The sequence below is a fragment of the Rheinheimera sp. KL1 genome (assembly GCF_001275035.1).
In the GTDB taxonomy this organism is placed as follows: Bacteria; Pseudomonadota; Gammaproteobacteria; order Enterobacterales; family Alteromonadaceae; genus Pararheinheimera; species Pararheinheimera tangshanensis.
The window spans coordinates 94,204-110,629 of the sequence record NZ_LAMX01000018.1; the positions used below are offsets into that span (position 1 = coordinate 94,204).

Sequence of the window (16,426 nt, forward strand, 5' to 3'; positions counted from 1 at the left end):
TTCCTGATGGATGCCGGGTACTGAGTGTCCCGTATCTAATGAATGTTTATCAGCTAAACAGTATTTGGTAGCCCAAATCTCCTATTACGAAAGGAAAAAATCATGTTTGCAAAAACTTTCATAAGTATTGCATTGGCTTTAAGTTGTGTTGCAACGGCCCAGGCCAAAGACTGGGAAATCTATGGAAAAATTAACGTTTCAGCACAACAGTCTGATGAGGGCGAAGGATCGTTCGGCGAATTAAAAAGTAATGCCTCCCGTTTTGGCATTCAGGGCGATTATGCGCTTGAAGAAGGTTTGACACTGATTTACCAATTGGAATGGGAAGTGGACCCGTCTGACGAGGCAAACGAGAAAAATATCAAATCCCGTAACCAATTTATTGGTCTGCAAGGTGTGTTCGGTACTGTAACCGCTGGCCGTCACGATACAGCCTTAAAACTGTCGCAAGGCAAACTTGACCTGTTTAACGACTATGAAGCGGATCTGAAAAGTTTGTGGAAAGGTGAAAACCGTATGAGTGATTCAGTCGCTTACAGCTCCCCCTCTTTTCAAGGCTTTAAGTTGTTGCTGACTCATGTAATGGAAGATGAAGCAGACGCAAAAAGTGCTCAGTCTTATGCTGTTGTCTACGGTGACGAAAGTTTAAAAGACACGGCCTGGTATGCATCAATCGCTATGGACAGCGAGATGAATGGCTATGATGCCAGCCGTGCAACTGTGCAAGTTAAAGTCGCTGACTTTAAGTTAGGCGCTATGGTGCAGCAACAGGAAGAAGTGGAAACAGGCGAAAAGGCCGATGGTTATATGGCTAATATTGCTTATCCACTGAACAAGTGGGAGCTAAAAGCTCAATACCAGACTTTAGAGGATGACGATGGTATTTCCGCTGGTGCAGATTACAAATTGGGTAAAAATACCAAGTTGTTTGGCTGGTACAGTAGTTTTGACTTTGATACTAAAGTTGACAGCGATTATGTTGCGGTCGGCATAGAACATAAGTTCTGATGTCAATCCAAGCCACAGATCAAAACAGGCAGCCATCGAGCTGCCTGTTTTGTTTTAGCGCAACGCTGTGAGATAAAAAACTGACTTTGATTGGTCACTTACTGTTTAAATTGTAAAGCCTTGGTTATGATGGATAGAAAGCCGAAGCAGACAATAGAGTAAGCTCTGATGTGGAAGTGGTGGTCTTTGCTATTGATGGTGCCCAGTCTGCTTTTTGCAGCAGAGCCTTTACGTGCTGTAGTCAGTCAAACCAATACTGCACCTTATGCTATTTTTGATCCGCAGCAGCGCTTAGTCGACGGTATAGCGAAAGATTTACTGGATGCACTCGCCACCAGATTAAATAGACCAGTGCAGTATCTGGATTTACCCAGAGGTCGTGTGGTGGAGTGGCTGCTCACAGACAAAGCTGACATTGCTTGCTTCCTCAATCCTCAGTGGGTACCTGCCAGCTATAAACTGAGTTGGACTGGCGTATTGTTTCACACCCGGCAATATATAGTGCGTCGTCTCGAAGACAGTCCGGTGCGCTCAAATCAAGATTTATTTCACAAACGTATAGGCACCACCAGAGGATTTTCTTACCCTGAGCTCCAACCCTTGTTTGAAACCAATGCTGCAGTGCGGGATGATGCTGAGTCGTTGGAGAAAAATATCCAGCGTTTGGAGCAAGGCCGGGTCGATTTGGTGATGACGGTTGATTTAAGTTACGGCCATTACCAGCAACAGTTTGACAGTTCTAAGCTTGCTGCTGAGCCACTCTGGGCTCAACCCGCTGAAGTCTACTGTGCTTTAAATCCACATCACGCATTGCAGATTGAACAAATCCAACAGCTTTTTGTTTTGATGCGCCAGCAAGGTGTTGTGGATAAAGCCTTGAAACGCTGGGCTCACACTTCTCTCTAAAGCATATTGCCAGCGCAGATCTGCCATTGATGGCCTTGTCGTTTCACTACATAAAGCGGAGTACTGCACAAACCCACTTTGTGCTGTCCTTCTTTATGTTGCCACAGCTGTTGTGCGTTGATTAAAAAGGTATCGAAATCCAGTTGCTGCAAATGCAGTAGCTGATAGGCCCAGACTCTGTCCTGATGTAACTCCAGTAATTGTTGTAAATAAACTTTGAGTTCGGCCCGGCCTGACAGACGTTGACCTAATAAATTGACCAACAGTACATTCTCTGTAAAACACTCGCCAAATAAAGCCCAGTTGCGTTGGTTAATAGCGCACTGCAACCGGGTTAATAATTGCTGTGCACAGTCTTGTTCTGAACGGCACGCCGCACCTATCGCATATACCGCATGTTCCAGCATAAAAACTTCTCCGGTGATGAAATTAAGGTTATGCTAAAACCTCAAGCAAGGTTAAGGTCAAGTGTTTTTTATGTCTGTAAAATGCGATGCAAAAAAACTGGTGCTGTCGGTGGGCGAGGTGGCAAAACGTAGTGGTGTTTCTGTGGCGACCTTACATTTTTATGAGCAAAAGGGCTTGATCCACAGCCAGCGTAACGCCGGAAATCAGCGTCGTTATTCGCGGGATGTATTAAGGCGGGTGGCCATTATTAAAGTGGCGCAGCGCACTGGTATTCCGCTGGAACAAATAGGCAAAGCCTTATCGGTATTGCCGCCAGGGCAAAATGCCGATCAGCAGCACTGGCAGCAGATGTCGGAACAGTGGAAAACTGAGTTGGATGCGCGTATAGCTCAACTGACAGACTTGCGGGATCAATTGAGCATGTGCATAGGTTGTGGTTGTTTATCTATGGCGCACTGCCCCTTGCGCAACCCACAGGATAAGCTGGCGGCACAAGGTTCTGGTGCACATTTTTACCCCACGTCAGAGGAACTGGAAGAACCAGAACGGTGATCTGCAATCAGTTTGCCTGAACCCAGAGCTGCGATTTCGTGTTCGTCATCCCAAAAGGGTTCTGAGAGCGCCTGTTGATACCAGAGTTGCATCGCAGGCAACTTCATCATCAGCCTGAAGTAAGGTAAAACTGCAGTTGAGACAGGTAACTGGTAACTTTGGATGCGAAATAAGACTGGGGCATAAAATGCATCTACTGCTGTAAACTGCTTTCCAGCCAGATAAGGGCCGCCAAAACCTTGCAATCCTTCCTGCCACAGTTGTTCAATACGTTGTAAATCAGTTAAGACTGCATCGGGTAATGGTGTTTTATCAAAACGACCAGCCGCATGAAAAGGGCAATAGCTGCGAAGCGCTGTAAAACCTGAATGCATTTCAGCGGCAGCAGAACGTGCCCAGCTGCGTTCTTTGTCATCTGTTGGCCAGACTCCGCTATGACGCTCAGCTAAATACTCTACTATAGCCAGCGAATCCCAGACCACCCAGTTGTCATGATGCAGACATGGCACCTTGGCATTGGGCGCAAAAGCTTTAAATTGTGCGCTATTGTCATTGGACTGAAACTGCACCTGCTTTTCTTCAAAAGGTATAGCTAAAGCGTGCATGAGTACCCAGGGGCGCAACGACCAGGACGAGTAGTTTTTATTGGCAATATAAAGCTGGTACATCAAAGCCTCCGCTGCAGTGGGAATGAGTCATCTAAGTCCTGAATACTGTATCAGAGAAACCGGATATGGTGTCTGTGGTTTTTTCAGCCAGATTTTTGCGTTATACTGCGCGCCGTTTTTGCCCCAACCTCTTCCCATTGATGCAAGGAACTTTCTCGCCGATGTAGTGTTTAAGCCGTTTTTTCCATTTATAAAAGTGAAAATGCGATTTTGGGCGTTACAACTTTTATGCCTGAAAAAATGCGTTTAAAAAGACTCTGTCACAAAGGAATTCCTGATGTTTCAATCGATACGACAGCAGTGGCTGTCCAATATTCGTGGCGATGTGTTATCCGCCATAGTGGTAGCTCTGGCGCTTATTCCAGAAGCTATCGCCTTTTCTATTATCGCTGGTGTTGACCCTAAAGTCGGTTTATATGCATCCTTTGCTATTGCTGTGATCACAGCTTTTGCCGGTGGTCGTCCTGCGATGATTTCTGCTGCCACTGGTGCTATGGCGCTTTTGATGATCACCCTGGTGAAAGAACATGGTTTGCAGTATTTGTTGCTGGCTACTTTGCTCACAGGTTTACTGCAAATTGTGTTTGGTTTATGCAAACTCGGTGAGCTGATGAGGTTTGTGTCTCGTTCCGTGGTGACGGGCTTTGTTAATGCGTTGGCTATTCTGATATTTATGGCGCAGCTGCCTGAACTAACTAATGTCACCTGGCATGTCTATGCGATGACAGCTGCGGGTTTAGCTATTATTTATTTGTTTCCTTATGTCACTAAAACAGTGCCTTCGCCTTTGGTCTGTATTGTGGTGTTAACCTCCATAGCACTGTATTTCCAGATTGATGTGCGTACTGTGTCGGACATGGGCGAATTACCGGATAGCTTGCCAATCTTCTTATGGCCAGATGTGCCTCTTACCCTGAACACTCTGCAAATTATTTTCCCTTATGCGTTGGGCCTGGCCTTAGTCGGTATTCTGGAGTCGTTAATGACGGCCACTATTGTCGATGATATGACAGATACCAACAGCAACAAAAACCGTGAATGTATAGGGCAGGGTATCGCCAATATAGGTTCAGGTTTATTGGGCGGTATGGCCGGTTGTGCCATGATTGGTCAGTCGGTGATTAACGTTAAATCCGGTGGTCGTACTCGTTTATCGACCTTACTGGCAGGTATTTTGCTGCTTATTTTTGCAGTGTTTTTAGGTGAGTGGGTCGGTATGATCCCTATGGCCGCTTTGGTGGCCGTGATGATTATGGTGTCCATTGGCACCTTTAACTGGCAGTCCGTGCGGGATTTAACGACTCATCCTAAAAGCTCTAGCCTGGTGATGATGATCACTGTGCTGGTGGTAGTTTTTACTCACAATCTGGCGTATGGCGTCTTTGTGGGTGTACTGATGAGTGCGTTATTTTTTGCTAACAAAGTAGGGCAGTTGCTGGCGATACAGTCACAACTCTCTGCCGATGGCAGAAGTCGCCGTTATCTGGTGACAGGCCAAGTGTTTTTTACCTCTGCGGAACCTTTTGTCGCAGCTTTTGATTTTAAGGAACGACTGAGCACGGTGCAGATTGATTTAACTCATGCGCATTTCTGGGATATCACAGCCGTCAGCTCACTGGATAAAGTGATTTTGAAATTCCGAAAGGCTGGAGCGGAAGTTGAAGTGATAGGGCTGAATCAGGCTAGTGCCACTTTAGTCGACAAGTTTGCCATTCATAACAAGCCGGAAGCTATAGAACAGCTGATGCACTAGAAAATAAAAAAGGGTCAGAACCAAAGTTCTGACCCTTGTAGACAAATACTTACTTAGTATTTGTAGCTAAAACTTACACCATAGCTTTGGCCTTCAACGCGGCGTTGTAATAACTCGCCTTGTTGCATAATTTCCACATCTTCATTCAGCAAGTTTTTCATCGACAGCTTGACTGATGTCGATTCAAAAGGCGTGTAGGAATAGACAAAGTCTAACGAGTTAAACGGTTGCTCGTAGGCATCGTCTTTGTCGTTTACACCAGCAAAGGCGATACGTTTACCGAACACGTTATACGTCAGAGTTGCATTGTGCTCGTCGTTATCTGAGTCGAAACCTAACTGGAAGTTTACGACATGTTTGGAGTGACCATTCAGTGGACGTGTTAAGTTAGTCAGGTTGGTGCCAGCAAATTGCTGGATGGTAATTTCTGACTCGCTGTAGGTGAAGTTACCTGCAACAAAGAAGTTATCCAACCAGTTGTAGCTTTGACCTTCAAACATATTCAGCTGTTGCAGGAATTCAGCCTCCACACCGTAGACTTCACCAGCGTCGGCGTTACGGAATGACATCAGCAAGTTGCCGTCTGAACCTTGCAGCTCAATGGATTCAATCGGGTTTTCTAAATCTTTGTAAAAGACACCGATACTGTAGTTACTTTCGTCGTAATACCACTCTAAACGGGCATCATAACTGGTGACATCAGTGCTTTTAAGGCCAGAAAAACCCGTGATTTTAAAGTCAGTGAGAGGGTCGATAAACAGAACTGGTGTTACTTCACGTAGGTCTGGGCGAACCACTGTGCTGCTGTAACCAAAACGAGCCTGTAGTTCTTCACTGACAAACCAGGTGAAGGATAAAGAAGGATAAAACCCATCTTCGAGTAAAGGGAATTCTTCGATATTACCGCTAATCTCTCCGTCAGCATTTAATGGTACAGAAATCTGACGGAAATCCTCGTAACGTACGCCAAAGTTTAAGCGATACAGATAGTCGTAGTTCATCTCCATACCGACATAGGCTGCGTCAATTTGCTGCGCCGCTATGTAATCATCGGCCTGCGTCGTGACGTTAGAGATTTGGAAACCGTTGGCTGTGTTAAGAATACTTTCATCGGAGAATATATCTGAGAAACTTTGACTTAACTGCTCCAGGCTATAACCGACAGTGCTAAAGTTAAACAGGTTGGTTTCCGAGTCACGGGTACGCTCAAAATAAGAGTAACCACCGTTCAGTACCATTTCAGCTTTGCCTAAGGTAAAAGGTAGTTTGGCATTCCAGCTGCCGTTTTCGGTATTGTCTTCCATGTTACCGAGCTGTAGTTCACCGCATTTTGGTTACGACGCAGGAAGGAGGTGAAAGAACCATCGGCCTGAAGCTCATTGACCTTGCGATATTCGATTTCGCCCGGAGCGTCACGTTCGGCTTTGGCGTCTGTGTATTGCCAATCCACACTGATATCATACAACCAGGGTAAATTATGACGTCCACGAATTTGATTGCTTAACATGGAACGTTCTTCATAACGAATAGAAGTATCGGTATTAAAACGGTCAGTTTCATTCACAGTGTCTATGCCGTCACCGTTTTTAACTTTGATTTCATCCTTGGTATCACGCAGATAAATAGAGGCGGTTTCGAATCTGTGGTTCTCATCCAGCTCTAAACCAAAGTTTAGCATGCCAGATAGCTTCACCTGATGTTCTGTACCTTTAATATCATCATAAATATTCAAAGGTACTAAGCCGTCACCAGAGATAGAAAAGTAGCGTTCCTGCTCTTCAATATTCTGAGTCGATCTGTCGTAGCTAACACCTGCCATCACACCAAAGACTGTGGAACCAATATCAAATTTGTCACCAAAAGATACACTACCATCAAAGTCGGGTTTGATATTTTCACGCTGTACATCAACATCACGATTAAAACTTAAACCTAATTCCCGCACTATAGTGGCAGCCTGAGCCAGATTACTCTGATTCACTCCTCCCAGAGCTTCTGCGATATTGATCTGGTTAATAGTGCCATATTGATCCAAAGCTGCACGTAATTCAGGCGACATAGTGCGAGTGCCATCGTCGCTGCCTTTCCAGTCATCACCACCACCGTTGTAGCTGTATGCATCATCGCTGCTCAGACTGTTATAACCAGTACCTACAGACAGATTAAACTGCGTTGTAATGGAATAGAGGAGGTACGGATATTGACGCTACCACCACCAAAAGCGGCTGGTAGTTCAGGTGAATAGGCTTTTTGTACCACTAAACTTTCGATAATGCCGGCAGGGAACATATCCAATGGGATCACGTTACGAGTAGGATCCGGGCTTGGTACCATAGCGCCGTTTAATAAGGTGCTGGAATAACGCTCCCCTAAACCACGCACATAAATAAACTTGTCTTTGACTAAAGTTAAACCTGTAACCCGGCGTAAAGCCGTTGCTGCATTGCTGTCGCCGGCTCTGGAGATTTGCTCCATGCCCAATAATTCTGCGACATAAGGTTGTTCACGACGTTCTGCGGCAGCTGAGGCGGCTGAACTCATCAGACGGCCAGAGACTTCAATTCGCTCTACTTCTTTGTTGTCTTCTGTCGTTTTGGCGAGAGTTTCCTGGGCTAATACAGGCATCATGCTGGCTGTTGCTGCTAAAGCCAGCAGCACGCTACGACCAACCTGACTGATTTTAAAACTTTGCTTGCTGCTCATTTGAACTTGGTCCTATCAGCTAATTCGTACATCAATGTGCCGGGCTTATCCTACGGAGGCCCGGCACTAAGTGAATGCATAACTGCCAGCAAGCTGGCAGTTTATGGATGCTTAGTCGTTAAGGCCCACAGCCCAACCAGCAGTCCAGTTATTGCTTTCTGAAACAGCACCAACAAAGTTAGTGGCATCGAAGAAAGCATCCACAGTTTTCATGTCTTTTGCCGGAGTAGCGTCAATAGTGAAGATACCTTTTAAGACGTCTGCTTGAGTCGCAGCCAGCTTGTTGGCTGTTTGTCCTAGGAACCATGATTCAGTTGTTACACCAGTAGCGACATTGCCTTTGACAGCTTGAGTAGGGCAGGCAATCACAGAGTTGGTCATGGTTAAAGCGCCAGACGTAGCTAATGCCTGAGACGGAGCAGATTCAATCTCAAGGCACTCACCCATACCTGTAGGTCCTGCAATCACGAAGTTCGCCAGTTGAGCGTTCGTGCCTGCACGCAACAATACTCCTTCTGAATCAGCGTCAGCTGAAGTGAAGGTGTTGCCTATGATGGTCATATTGGCGATGGTTGGGTTAGATACAGGCGTTATTGTCAGATTGTCTGAATTGTTATCACCTTCAATACCACGGTTCGCTTTCGTGTTATCAGCAGCATGTTTAACCAATACAAACTGTAATTTACCGTTATAGCCATCAGTCCAGTCGACTGAGTCGTCACCGTTTGAGGTCAGGACCACGTTTTTACAGTTCACACTACCACCGAAAAACTCTATACCGTCATCCAGGTTTTGGTGGACCTGAATATTTGAACATTTAGTGCCTGAACCTACGCCAGCGAAGGTAATGCCATTTAATTCATTGCCTGGCAGAACTTCGTAACCAGCATGTTTTACGATGACATAGTTCAGAGAGCCACTGCTGTCTGCTGCATCTGGACCACCGTATGGGCCTGCATCACCTTCAGATAAAGGTCCACAATTGTTCAGATCCGGACAAGCACTGGTAGGTGCTTTACCCAGCAGCACTAAACCACCCCATTGACCTTCGGCTGTTGGTGAACCAATCACGTCCTGTACAGAAGTCATAGTGATAGGGTTAGCTGCAGTACCTTCGGCAACAATTTTTGAACCACGGGTCACTACCAGGAAATCAGCACCTGATTTGCCGTAAATAGTTACACCCGGGGCTACAGTCAACGTAGCGCTGGTGGTGTTATCCACACCTACTCGAACGCGGCCACTTAACACATAGTCTGCACCTGCAGCTAAAGTCACGTTGGTTGTAATATCACCTGTTAACTGGCAGTTGAGCTTACCAGTTAAGCTGGCAACTTCAGTGGTGCCTGTTGGGCAAGATGCTAAGCCTGAGCCGGTTTCAGGATGCAGGCTTATGGTCAGCCTTTAGTCCAGTCTGTCGTGCCATCAAAAGCACCAATATAGTTCACATCATCAAACCAACCGTCGATATTACCTACATCAAAACCATTTGCTATGGCAGGAGAGTTAGGTGCAGGGATATAACCACCCAATAAAGCATCGCCCACTAAGTTATTTGGCTGAGCCGTAAACCAGGCATTGGCATCAAAAGTAACATTACCATTGGCATCTTTAATGTTTGCAAAAGGTTCTGCGCAGTCGATGATGGAGTTACGGAATATTAAGTCACCACTATTGGCGAAGTTAGCCGTCTCAGTGGTATTGATTTCAAAGCACTCGCCCATTTTTTCTGGCCCGGTCACTATGACGTTGTACAGTTCAGCAGAAGTACCGGCACGTAATAAAATACCTTCTGAGTCCTCATCACCGTCAAAGTTATTACCAATAATGGTCAGGTTTGAAATACGAGGTTTACTGATAGGGGTTGCGCCTAAAATATCTGGATTGTTGTCCGCTTCTATGGCCCGGTTCGCCTTAGTATTATTGGGATTATGACGAATTAACACGTGCTGCATACGGCCAGTCCAGCCATCTGCCCAGTCTAACGAATCATCGCGGTTACCAGTTAACACCACGTGTTTTAAGTCCACAGTGCCACCAAAAAATTCGACACCGTCATCCACATTATTGTGAACCTGAATGTAATCTACCGTAGTGCCACGGCCTACACCGGCAAAGGTAATACCGTTTAACTCGTTACCTGGCAGCACTTCAAAACCAGCGTAGCGTACTTGTACGTATTTTAAAGCACCGCTGTTATCTTCCGGATCAGCACCACCGTAAGGACCAGCTTCCCCTTCTGCTTGAGGGGCGCAATTGGCTAAATTTGCCTGATCACACTTATTACTTGGAGCTTTTCCTAATAAGACTAAACCACCCCATTGGCCTGAGGACTCTTCGTCGGACAAGCCTAACATGTCATTGACTGAGGTCATGACGATAGGATTAGTTGCAGTACCCACTGCCTGAATTTTAGAACCACGGGCAATAACTAAATAGTCAGCGCCACTTTTACCGAAGACTTTAGTGCCAGGCTGAATAGTTATGGTTGCGCTATTGGCGTTATCATTGCCTACTGTCACTTTGCCTGATAAAGCCCATGCTCTGTCCGCTGTTAAAGTGACATCGCTGGTGATCACTCCTTTAATTTCACAGACCGGAGTAGTGACGCCTGCTAAAGCTGTTGCTTCAGTAGCAAAAGCCGGGCAAGAGCTGACAGGAGGAGTTACACCGCCATTACCGCCGTCGTTGCCGCCAGAGCCAGTGTCGATATTAATATCGCCACCGCCGCAACCAGCCAGAACTAAAGCTGAGGCAATTGCGCTCAATTTTAAAAAGTTACGTAAAGCCATCACTTAATCTCCAATAATCACATGAATGCTGTTGTTATAAAAAGCTGGGGCCAACCATACTCAGGCTTAATGACTGTTTTATTACAGTGAATGCGCATGTGACGGAACTTAAAGAGCAGACCGCGACTGGCGTGGCATTGCAGAGAGCGTGTCAAAAAAGGTTCACTAAATTGTCATCTGAAAGACTTTTGTCTTTATTAAAAAAATGTAACTAAATTGCTGGCTGTTAGAGCGGTTGTGGTAGCAGATTTAGATTCAATTGTCGTTGTGTTGCTGAACCTGTCTGTGAGTCATTTAGGGGCAGATTGCTTGTTTTGCTTTCATAAAAATGTCATAAACTAGCGCCATACTGGTCACAATCAATAAATTAGCTTGAATTGGTAGAGGGTTATGTCTAGAAAAATCCTGGTCGTAGAAGACGAAGCACCGATCCGTGACATGTTATGTTTTGTGCTCGAACAAAATGGTTATCAAGCCAGCACGGCAGAAGATTTTGATTCTGCTGTAAACATGCTGGTCGAACCATATCCTGATTTAGTTTTATTGGACTGGATGCTGCCTGGCGGCAGCGGTATTCAGTTTGCCAAAAAAATGAAAGGGCATGAGCTAACCCGCAGCATCCCTATTATTATGATTACCGCTCGTGGCGAAGAAGAAGATAAAGTTCGTGGTTTGGAAGTAGGTGCGGATGACTACGTGACTAAACCTTTTTCACCCAAAGAGTTGATGGCGCGTATTAAAGCTGTGATCCGTCGTGTTGCCCCCACCAGTCTGGATGATGTGATTGAAGTGCAGGGCTTAAAACTTGACCCTGTGTCTCATCGCGTTACTGCGTCTGAGCAAGCCGTAGATATGGGACCTACAGAATTCCGTTTACTGCACTTTTTTATGACGCACCCGGAACGGGTCTATAGTCGTGAGCAATTGCTGGACCACGTCTGGGGCACTAATGTGTATGTGGAAGACAGAACAGTAGATGTGCATATCCGCCGGTTACGTAAAGCTATTTCACTGGCTGGACATGACCGTTTAGTGCAAACTGTACGGGGTTCAGGTTATCGTTTCTCAGCTAAATGACCGATAAAAGTGAGTACTATGCGTTTGTTATTATCGAAGAGGAAGATTTTTAGCAAAATCTTCCTCTTGTTTTTTGTCGTTGCATTGATGGGCTGGTTGCTTGACCTGCTGTTTCCTGCTTTGTTTGCCACCTCTTTACTTCTGCTGGGCTGGAACTACAGGCATATTTTTATCCTGGACAAGTGGCTTTGGCGCGATAAAAAGCTGACACCTCCGGCCGGCGATGGTAGCTGGCAGCAAGTGTTTGATGGTATTTACTATCGTCAGCGCAAAGCCCGAAAAAAAAAATAAGGAATTACGTGGCTTGATCCGGCGTTTTCGCGACGGCGCTGAAGCCTTGCCTGACGCCATAGTGGTGTTGAATAACGACTGGACCATTATTTGGTGCAATAAACTGGCACAGCAACTGGTGGGACTGCGCTGGCCACAGGACGAACGTCAGCGCATTGATAACCTGATCCGTAACCCTGAATTTCAGACCTATATCCAGCAAAAACAATTTGACCAACCACTGGAGCTATCTTCTCCGGTTAATGAAGATCTGGTGCTGGAGTACCGTATGCTGCAGTACGGTGAGGATCAGCATTTATTGATAGTGCGGGACATCACACAATTAAAACTACTGGAACAAGTGCGTAAAGACTTTGTCGCTAACGTCTCCCATGAACTGCGTACACCTTTGACTGTGCTGCAAGGTTATCTGGAAGTGATGGATGCTGATAATTTGCCTAATGCCGGCATCTGGCAAAAAGCTCATACGGTGATGTTGGAGCAGACCAAACGTATGGATGCGCTGGTGCAACAGCTTTTAACTTTGTCCCGTATCGAGGCCGCAGCCAAAGTACAGTTTGAAGAGCATATAGACGTGCCCGCTATGTTAGCGATGCTGGAGCAGGAGTCTCAGACACTGAATCGCGATAAACAGCATCAGATCAGTTTTTCAGTGGATCCTGATTTAGTGGTGTCTGGTATTCGTGAAGAGTTACGCAGTGCCTTTTCTAACCTGATCACCAATGCAATTAAATACACGCCGAATGGCGGTCAAATTCAGGTCAGTTGGTTAAGACAGCATCAAAAAGCTATATTTAGTGTCAGCGACAACGGTGAAGGTATAGCGCCACAGCATGTAAAACGGCTGACTGAACGTTTTTATCGTGTTGATCAAGCCAGAGCCCGCGCTACTGGTGGCACAGGCTTAGGTTTAGCTATAGTAAAACATGTACTGCAACGCCATAACAGCAAGCTGATGATTTTTAGTGAACCGAAAAAAGGCAGTAGTTTTTCTTTTAGTTTGCCTGCCGAATCTCAACCTAAGCGTAAAGCTATTCAAGCCCGTTAACTGGCTACTCTTGCTGCAGAAAGTGTAAAAACTTCTGCAGCACAGGTGGCTGATAATTTTTATGTTGTATCAGTCTGAAATGCCGCTGCAGTTGCAAAGGGCTTTGCAGCTGCACCAGCTGACCTGCGTTTATTTCATCCTGCACGGCCAGTAAAGGCAAACAGCCAATACCCAATCCTTGTTTAACGGCCTGTTTAATAGCTTCAGGTCGCTCCAGTTCCAGCAGATGTTGGGGAGTCCACTGTAAGCGTGCCAATTCATGTTCCAGCACTGCACGGGTGCCTGAACCAGGTTCACGTACTATCCAGCGCTGGGCTAATAATTGCTCTGTTGATAAATGTTGATGCAATTTGGTGTGACCAAATAGTACGGTCAGATCCTGGCGCCAATGCTGAATATCAAATTCCGCACTTAAAACCGGTCCTTCGACGAATCCAAGCTGAGCCTGCTGCTGGTGCATCAGTTGCAAGACTTCGCTGCTGTTGCAAAGCCGCAATTTAAAATCAATCTGTGGATACAGCCTGGTGAACTGTGCCAGTAAAGCCGGCAATAAATAACAACCTACAGTTTCACTGGCCACCAGCCGTAATTCACCTTTATCAGGCTCTGAACTCACCAGCTCTTGCTGTAAATCAAGAAACACCTGCAGTTTTGGTAACAGGTCCAATGTATGTTGAGTGGGGATCAGTTGTCGGCCTTGTCGTAAAAACAATGGCTGACCTAAGCGTTGTTCCAGTTCTTTTAATGCTTGACTGGCTGCCGATTGACTTAACGCCAAAAGATCGGCGGCTTTGGTCAGGCTATGCTGACGGCAAATCGCATCTAATAACAACCAATGGCGTGGACTAGGATAATTCATTTGTTTATCTAATCTGAGATATAAGATAAATCCATTATTCTTATTTTTATTGGCCATTACAATAGCGCCGTTTCTACAACAAAGATGGCATCATTATGTTGGTATTACTTCTGCTTAGTTTGCTGTTACAGCTCTGTTATCTGGCGGTGCCTGTGTTGCATCAGTTTGTCAGCCCTGTGTTTGTGGCTTTGCTTTTGGGATTATCAGCCGCTTTTGTATTGCCTTTATGTTCAGTTCAACCCCGTGAGTTGCTGGCTTCCCAACTGGATAAACTGGCGATGTTGCAGCAAAAAGCACTGCGTTTTGGCATCGTTTTATTTGCCTTTAGTGTTGATTCTGAACTGGTACTGCAAACCAGCCCGCTGGCTTTATTGCAGCTGGCAGCTTTGGTATTGCTGGTGCTGGCCGCAGCCTTATGGCTTGGGTTCAAAGTCTTTAAACTGCCGAAAGAACTGGTACTTTTAGTCAGCTGTGGTTTAAGTTTTTGCGGTACTTCCGCTATTTTTGCTACCTGGTCTGTGCGCAAAAGTGATGAAGCGACTTTAACTCAAAGTCTGGCTATGGTGTTGTTGATGGGCTTGCTGGCCTTACTGAGTTACTCCGTGTTGATGCACGCTGGTGTTATGCCTGAAGACCAACTGGCCTGGCTGATTGGCAGCACGGCACCTGAAGTCTCACAAGCCGTAGCTGCCGGCAGTCAATTGGGCGATGCCGCACCTCAAGCTGTCATTGCCAAATTATTCCGGGTTTGTTTATTAGTACCTTTTTTACTTCTGCTGAGTTTTAACAACAAAAACAAAGAGGGCTTTGTATTTCCGTGGTTTGTGCTGGGGTTTATTGCGGTATTGGGGATCAATCTTGGTTTGACAGTACCTGTCTGGTTCAGTCAGGGCGCTTTAGTGCTCTCACAAAGCTGCCTGATTTTTGCGATGTTAGTGACTGGGCTTTTAACCTGCTGGCAGGATTTAAAGCAGTGTAGCGGCAAAGTCTTTGGCTTTGCCGCTGTGGTGATGGTTTTACTCTTTAGCTTTTCTTATCTGTTTTTGCCGGGTTAGCTAAATAATCCAGCGCCAGACCAGTTAAAGCCCGGACTCCATTTTCCAATGCCTTTTCATTGACCTGAAAATAGGGGGAATGGTTAGGGGCGGTTTGGTCGACCGGGGTATTGTCCGGTGCTATACCCAAAAAGAAAAATACGCCTGGTACCTCTTGTTGGAAAAATGAAAAGTCTTCAGAGGCGGTAATGGGTTTGATTGGTGCGACCCCAGCCTTGCCGGCAGCCCATTGTAAAGTTGGCATTGCCCACTCTGTCAGTGTGGCGTCATTCCAGGTCACAGCTGCAAAACCATGATGATGAAATTCTGCCTTAGCGCCACTGGCGGCCGCTATATGTTCTGAGGTGTGCTGCATTTTTTGTAATAACTGCTCGCGCATTTGTGGGTCAAAAGTACGGACTGTGCCTTCTAATTTCACTTCATCCGGAATAATGTTCCAGCGCACGCCACCATGCACCTGACCTACAGAGAGCACAGCCGGAGCTTGAGTTACATCCAACTGTCGGGCCGGTATCTGATGTAAGGCGGTAATAAGTTGGCCAGTGACTGCTATAGGGTCAACACCACGCCATGGGCTGGAGCCATGCACTTGTTTGCCTTTGACTGTGATGTTAAAACTGTCAGCGGCTGCCATAATTCCTTCGCTTTTCACCTGCAACTGTCCGGCAGGGCCTGGCCACACATGCAGACCAAAAATAGCGTCCGGCTTGTATTGAGCAAAGACACCTTCTTTGAGCATCAGCTTGGCCCCCCCTTCCTCACCTGCTGGTGGGCCTTCTTCAGCCGGCTGGAATACAAATAAAATAGTACCGGCAATTTGTGATTTGAGCTGAGTCAGCACAGAAGCTGTCGCCATCAACATGGCTGTGTGAGCGTCATGACCGCAGGCATGCATCACACCGACCTCCTGACCGTTAAAGGTACTGCGGACTTTAGAGGCAAAAGGTAAATCGACTTGCTCTGTGACGGGCAGGGCGTCCATATCTGCCCGCAGTGCGACCGTCGGACCTGGTTTAGCACCTTTTAATACGCCCAGTACACCATGATGGGCAATACCGCTTTGAACTTCCAAACCAAGCGACTTCAAATGTTCCGCCACTTTTTTCGCTGTGTTGACTTCCCGGTTCGACAGTTCAGGGTATTGATGAAAGTGGCGGCGCCATTGCAGCATTTGTGGCTGAATGGTTTTAATAGCTGGTTCGGTTTGAGGTTTTAAATCAATAGCTGCCTGGGCTGAAAACGCACTGGCAACCAGCAATGAAACTAAAGTTCTGAGCATGGTAAGGTCCTTAAGGTCTTTGAGCCT

Annotated in this window: 17 protein-coding genes; 8 read left to right on the forward strand and 9 right to left on the reverse strand. The window is 46.2% G+C overall.

The window, feature by feature from the left end; genetic code table 11:
• The first annotated feature begins 102 nt into the window (after positions 1-102).
• Complete coding sequence (locus WH43_RS09230) at positions 103-1,008, forward strand: porin (RefSeq protein WP_082335731.1); 906 nt, start codon at positions 103-105, stop codon at positions 1,006-1,008.
• Positions 1,009-1,176: 168 nt separating this feature from the next.
• Positions 1,177-1,914: a substrate-binding periplasmic protein gene (locus WH43_RS09235; RefSeq protein ID WP_053424329.1), complete on the forward strand. Its 738-nt coding sequence runs from the start codon at positions 1,177-1,179 to the stop codon at positions 1,912-1,914.
• Here the strand turns inward: WH43_RS09235 and WH43_RS09240 are convergent.
• A complete protein-coding gene (locus tag WH43_RS09240) occupies positions 1,911-2,321 on the reverse strand; it encodes a nuclear transport factor 2 family protein (protein ID WP_053424330.1) in 411 nt (136 codons plus the stop codon). The two genes, WH43_RS09235 and WH43_RS09240, sit on opposite strands and share 4 nt — an antisense overlap.
• A 70-nt stretch (positions 2,322-2,391) precedes the next feature.
• Here WH43_RS09240 and soxR point away from each other — a divergent pair, with 70 nt between their 5' ends.
• The gene (gene soxR, locus WH43_RS09245) at positions 2,392-2,874 is read left to right on the forward strand and encodes a redox-sensitive transcriptional activator SoxR (RefSeq protein WP_053424331.1); all 483 of its coding nucleotides are present in this window, start codon (positions 2,392-2,394) and stop codon (positions 2,872-2,874) included.
• Here soxR and WH43_RS09250 read toward each other — a convergent pair.
• Positions 2,835-3,542, reverse strand: a complete 708-nt coding sequence (locus WH43_RS09250) for a glutathione S-transferase family protein (RefSeq protein ID WP_053424332.1) — start codon at positions 3,540-3,542, stop codon at positions 2,835-2,837. The genes soxR and WH43_RS09250 overlap by 40 nt on opposite strands.
• Before the next feature lie 277 nt (positions 3,543-3,819).
• Here WH43_RS09250 and WH43_RS09255 point away from each other — a divergent pair, with 277 nt between their 5' ends.
• Positions 3,820-5,295: a SulP family inorganic anion transporter gene (locus tag WH43_RS09255; protein WP_053424333.1), complete on the forward strand. Its 1,476-nt coding sequence runs from the start codon at positions 3,820-3,822 to the stop codon at positions 5,293-5,295.
• 53 nt (positions 5,296-5,348) lie between these two features.
• Here the strand turns inward: WH43_RS09255 and WH43_RS20570 are convergent, their stop codons facing one another.
• The 5 genes from WH43_RS20570 to WH43_RS20590 form a co-directional block, all read right to left on the reverse strand.
• The gene (locus WH43_RS20570) at positions 5,349-6,599 is read right to left on the reverse strand and encodes a TonB-dependent receptor domain-containing protein (RefSeq protein WP_286049612.1); all 1,251 of its coding nucleotides are present in this window, start codon (positions 6,597-6,599) and stop codon (positions 5,349-5,351) included.
• Positions 6,545-7,354: a hypothetical protein gene (locus WH43_RS20575; RefSeq protein ID WP_286049613.1), complete on the reverse strand. Its 810-nt coding sequence runs from the start codon at positions 7,352-7,354 to the stop codon at positions 6,545-6,547. Before WH43_RS20575 ends, WH43_RS20570 begins: the two co-directional genes overlap by 55 nt.
• 92 nt (positions 7,355-7,446) lie before the next feature.
• A complete protein-coding gene (locus WH43_RS20580; protein ID WP_286049614.1) occupies positions 7,447-7,998 on the reverse strand; it encodes a TonB-dependent receptor plug domain-containing protein in 552 nt (183 codons plus the stop codon).
• Positions 7,999-8,109: 111 nt separating this feature from the next.
• Positions 8,110-9,276 (reverse strand): beta-helix domain-containing protein, encoded by a 1,167-nt coding sequence (locus WH43_RS20585; protein ID WP_286049615.1) that lies wholly within the window; start codon positions 9,274-9,276, stop codon positions 8,110-8,112.
• A 119-nt stretch (positions 9,277-9,395) separates the two neighbouring features.
• Positions 9,396-10,790 (reverse strand): beta-helix domain-containing protein, encoded by a 1,395-nt coding sequence (locus tag WH43_RS20590; RefSeq protein WP_286049616.1) that lies wholly within the window; start codon positions 10,788-10,790, stop codon positions 9,396-9,398.
• A 390-nt stretch (positions 10,791-11,180) separates the two neighbouring features.
• Here WH43_RS20590 and phoB point away from each other — a divergent pair, with 390 nt between their 5' ends.
• The 3 genes from phoB to phoR are packed head-to-tail and all read left to right on the forward strand — an operon-like array spanning position 11,181 to position 13,206.
• Positions 11,181-11,867, forward strand: a complete 687-nt coding sequence (gene phoB, locus WH43_RS09270) for a phosphate regulon transcriptional regulator PhoB (protein WP_046518572.1) — start codon at positions 11,181-11,183, stop codon at positions 11,865-11,867.
• A gap of 18 nt (positions 11,868-11,885) precedes the next feature.
• Positions 11,886-12,158: a DUF3329 domain-containing protein gene (locus WH43_RS20595; protein ID WP_286049617.1), complete on the forward strand. Its 273-nt coding sequence runs from the start codon at positions 11,886-11,888 to the stop codon at positions 12,156-12,158.
• Between the two features lie 13 nt (positions 12,159-12,171).
• Complete coding sequence (phoR, locus tag WH43_RS09275; RefSeq protein WP_286049618.1) at positions 12,172-13,206, forward strand: phosphate regulon sensor histidine kinase PhoR; 1,035 nt, start codon at positions 12,172-12,174, stop codon at positions 13,204-13,206.
• 4 nt (positions 13,207-13,210) lie between these two features.
• Here the strand turns inward: phoR and WH43_RS09280 are convergent, their stop codons facing one another.
• Positions 13,211-14,065: a LysR family transcriptional regulator gene (locus tag WH43_RS09280; RefSeq protein ID WP_053424411.1), complete on the reverse strand. Its 855-nt coding sequence runs from the start codon at positions 14,063-14,065 to the stop codon at positions 13,211-13,213.
• 95 nt (positions 14,066-14,160) lie between these two features.
• Here WH43_RS09280 and WH43_RS09285 point away from each other — a divergent pair, with 95 nt between their 5' ends.
• Positions 14,161-15,120 (forward strand): YeiH family protein, encoded by a 960-nt coding sequence (locus tag WH43_RS09285; RefSeq protein WP_053424334.1) that lies wholly within the window; start codon positions 14,161-14,163, stop codon positions 15,118-15,120.
• Here WH43_RS09285 and WH43_RS09290 read toward each other — a convergent pair.
• Entirely contained in the window at positions 15,089-16,399 is a 1,311-nt protein-coding gene (locus WH43_RS09290; RefSeq protein WP_053424335.1) for an amidohydrolase, read from the reverse strand. The genes WH43_RS09285 and WH43_RS09290 overlap by 32 nt on opposite strands.
• Between the last annotated feature and the right edge of the window lie 27 nt (positions 16,400-16,426).

Coding starts and splice junctions, on each gene's coding strand:
- WH43_RS09230 (WP_082335731.1), top strand. CDS start 103: ATGTTTGCAAAAACTTTCATAAGTATTGCATTGGCTTTAAGTTGTGTT.
- WH43_RS09235 (WP_053424329.1), top strand. CDS start 1,177: ATGTGGAAGTGGTGGTCTTTGCTATTGATGGTGCCCAGTCTGCTTTTT.
- WH43_RS09240 (WP_053424330.1), bottom strand. CDS start 2,321: ATGCTGGAACATGCGGTATATGCGATAGGTGCGGCGTGCCGTTCAGAA.
- soxR (WP_053424331.1), top strand. CDS start 2,392: ATGTCTGTAAAATGCGATGCAAAAAAACTGGTGCTGTCGGTGGGCGAG.
- WH43_RS09250 (WP_053424332.1), bottom strand. CDS start 3,542: ATGTACCAGCTTTATATTGCCAATAAAAACTACTCGTCCTGGTCGTTG.
- WH43_RS09255 (WP_053424333.1), top strand. CDS start 3,820: ATGTTTCAATCGATACGACAGCAGTGGCTGTCCAATATTCGTGGCGAT.
- WH43_RS20570 (WP_286049612.1), bottom strand. CDS start 6,599: ATGGAAGACAATACCGAAAACGGCAGCTGGAATGCCAAACTACCTTTT.
- WH43_RS20575 (WP_286049613.1), bottom strand. CDS start 7,354: ATGTCGCCTGAATTACGTGCAGCTTTGGATCAATATGGCACTATTAAC.
- WH43_RS20580 (WP_286049614.1), bottom strand. CDS start 7,998: ATGAGCAGCAAGCAAAGTTTTAAAATCAGTCAGGTTGGTCGTAGCGTG.
- WH43_RS20590 (WP_286049616.1), bottom strand. CDS start 10,790: ATGGCTTTACGTAACTTTTTAAAATTGAGCGCAATTGCCTCAGCTTTA.
- phoB (WP_046518572.1), top strand. CDS start 11,181: ATGTCTAGAAAAATCCTGGTCGTAGAAGACGAAGCACCGATCCGTGAC.
- WH43_RS20595 (WP_286049617.1), top strand. CDS start 11,886: ATGCGTTTGTTATTATCGAAGAGGAAGATTTTTAGCAAAATCTTCCTC.
- WH43_RS09280 (WP_053424411.1), bottom strand. CDS start 14,065: ATGAATTATCCTAGTCCACGCCATTGGTTGTTATTAGATGCGATTTGC.
- WH43_RS09285 (WP_053424334.1), top strand. CDS start 14,161: ATGTTGGTATTACTTCTGCTTAGTTTGCTGTTACAGCTCTGTTATCTG.
- WH43_RS09290 (WP_053424335.1), bottom strand. CDS start 16,399: ATGCTCAGAACTTTAGTTTCATTGCTGGTTGCCAGTGCGTTTTCAGCC.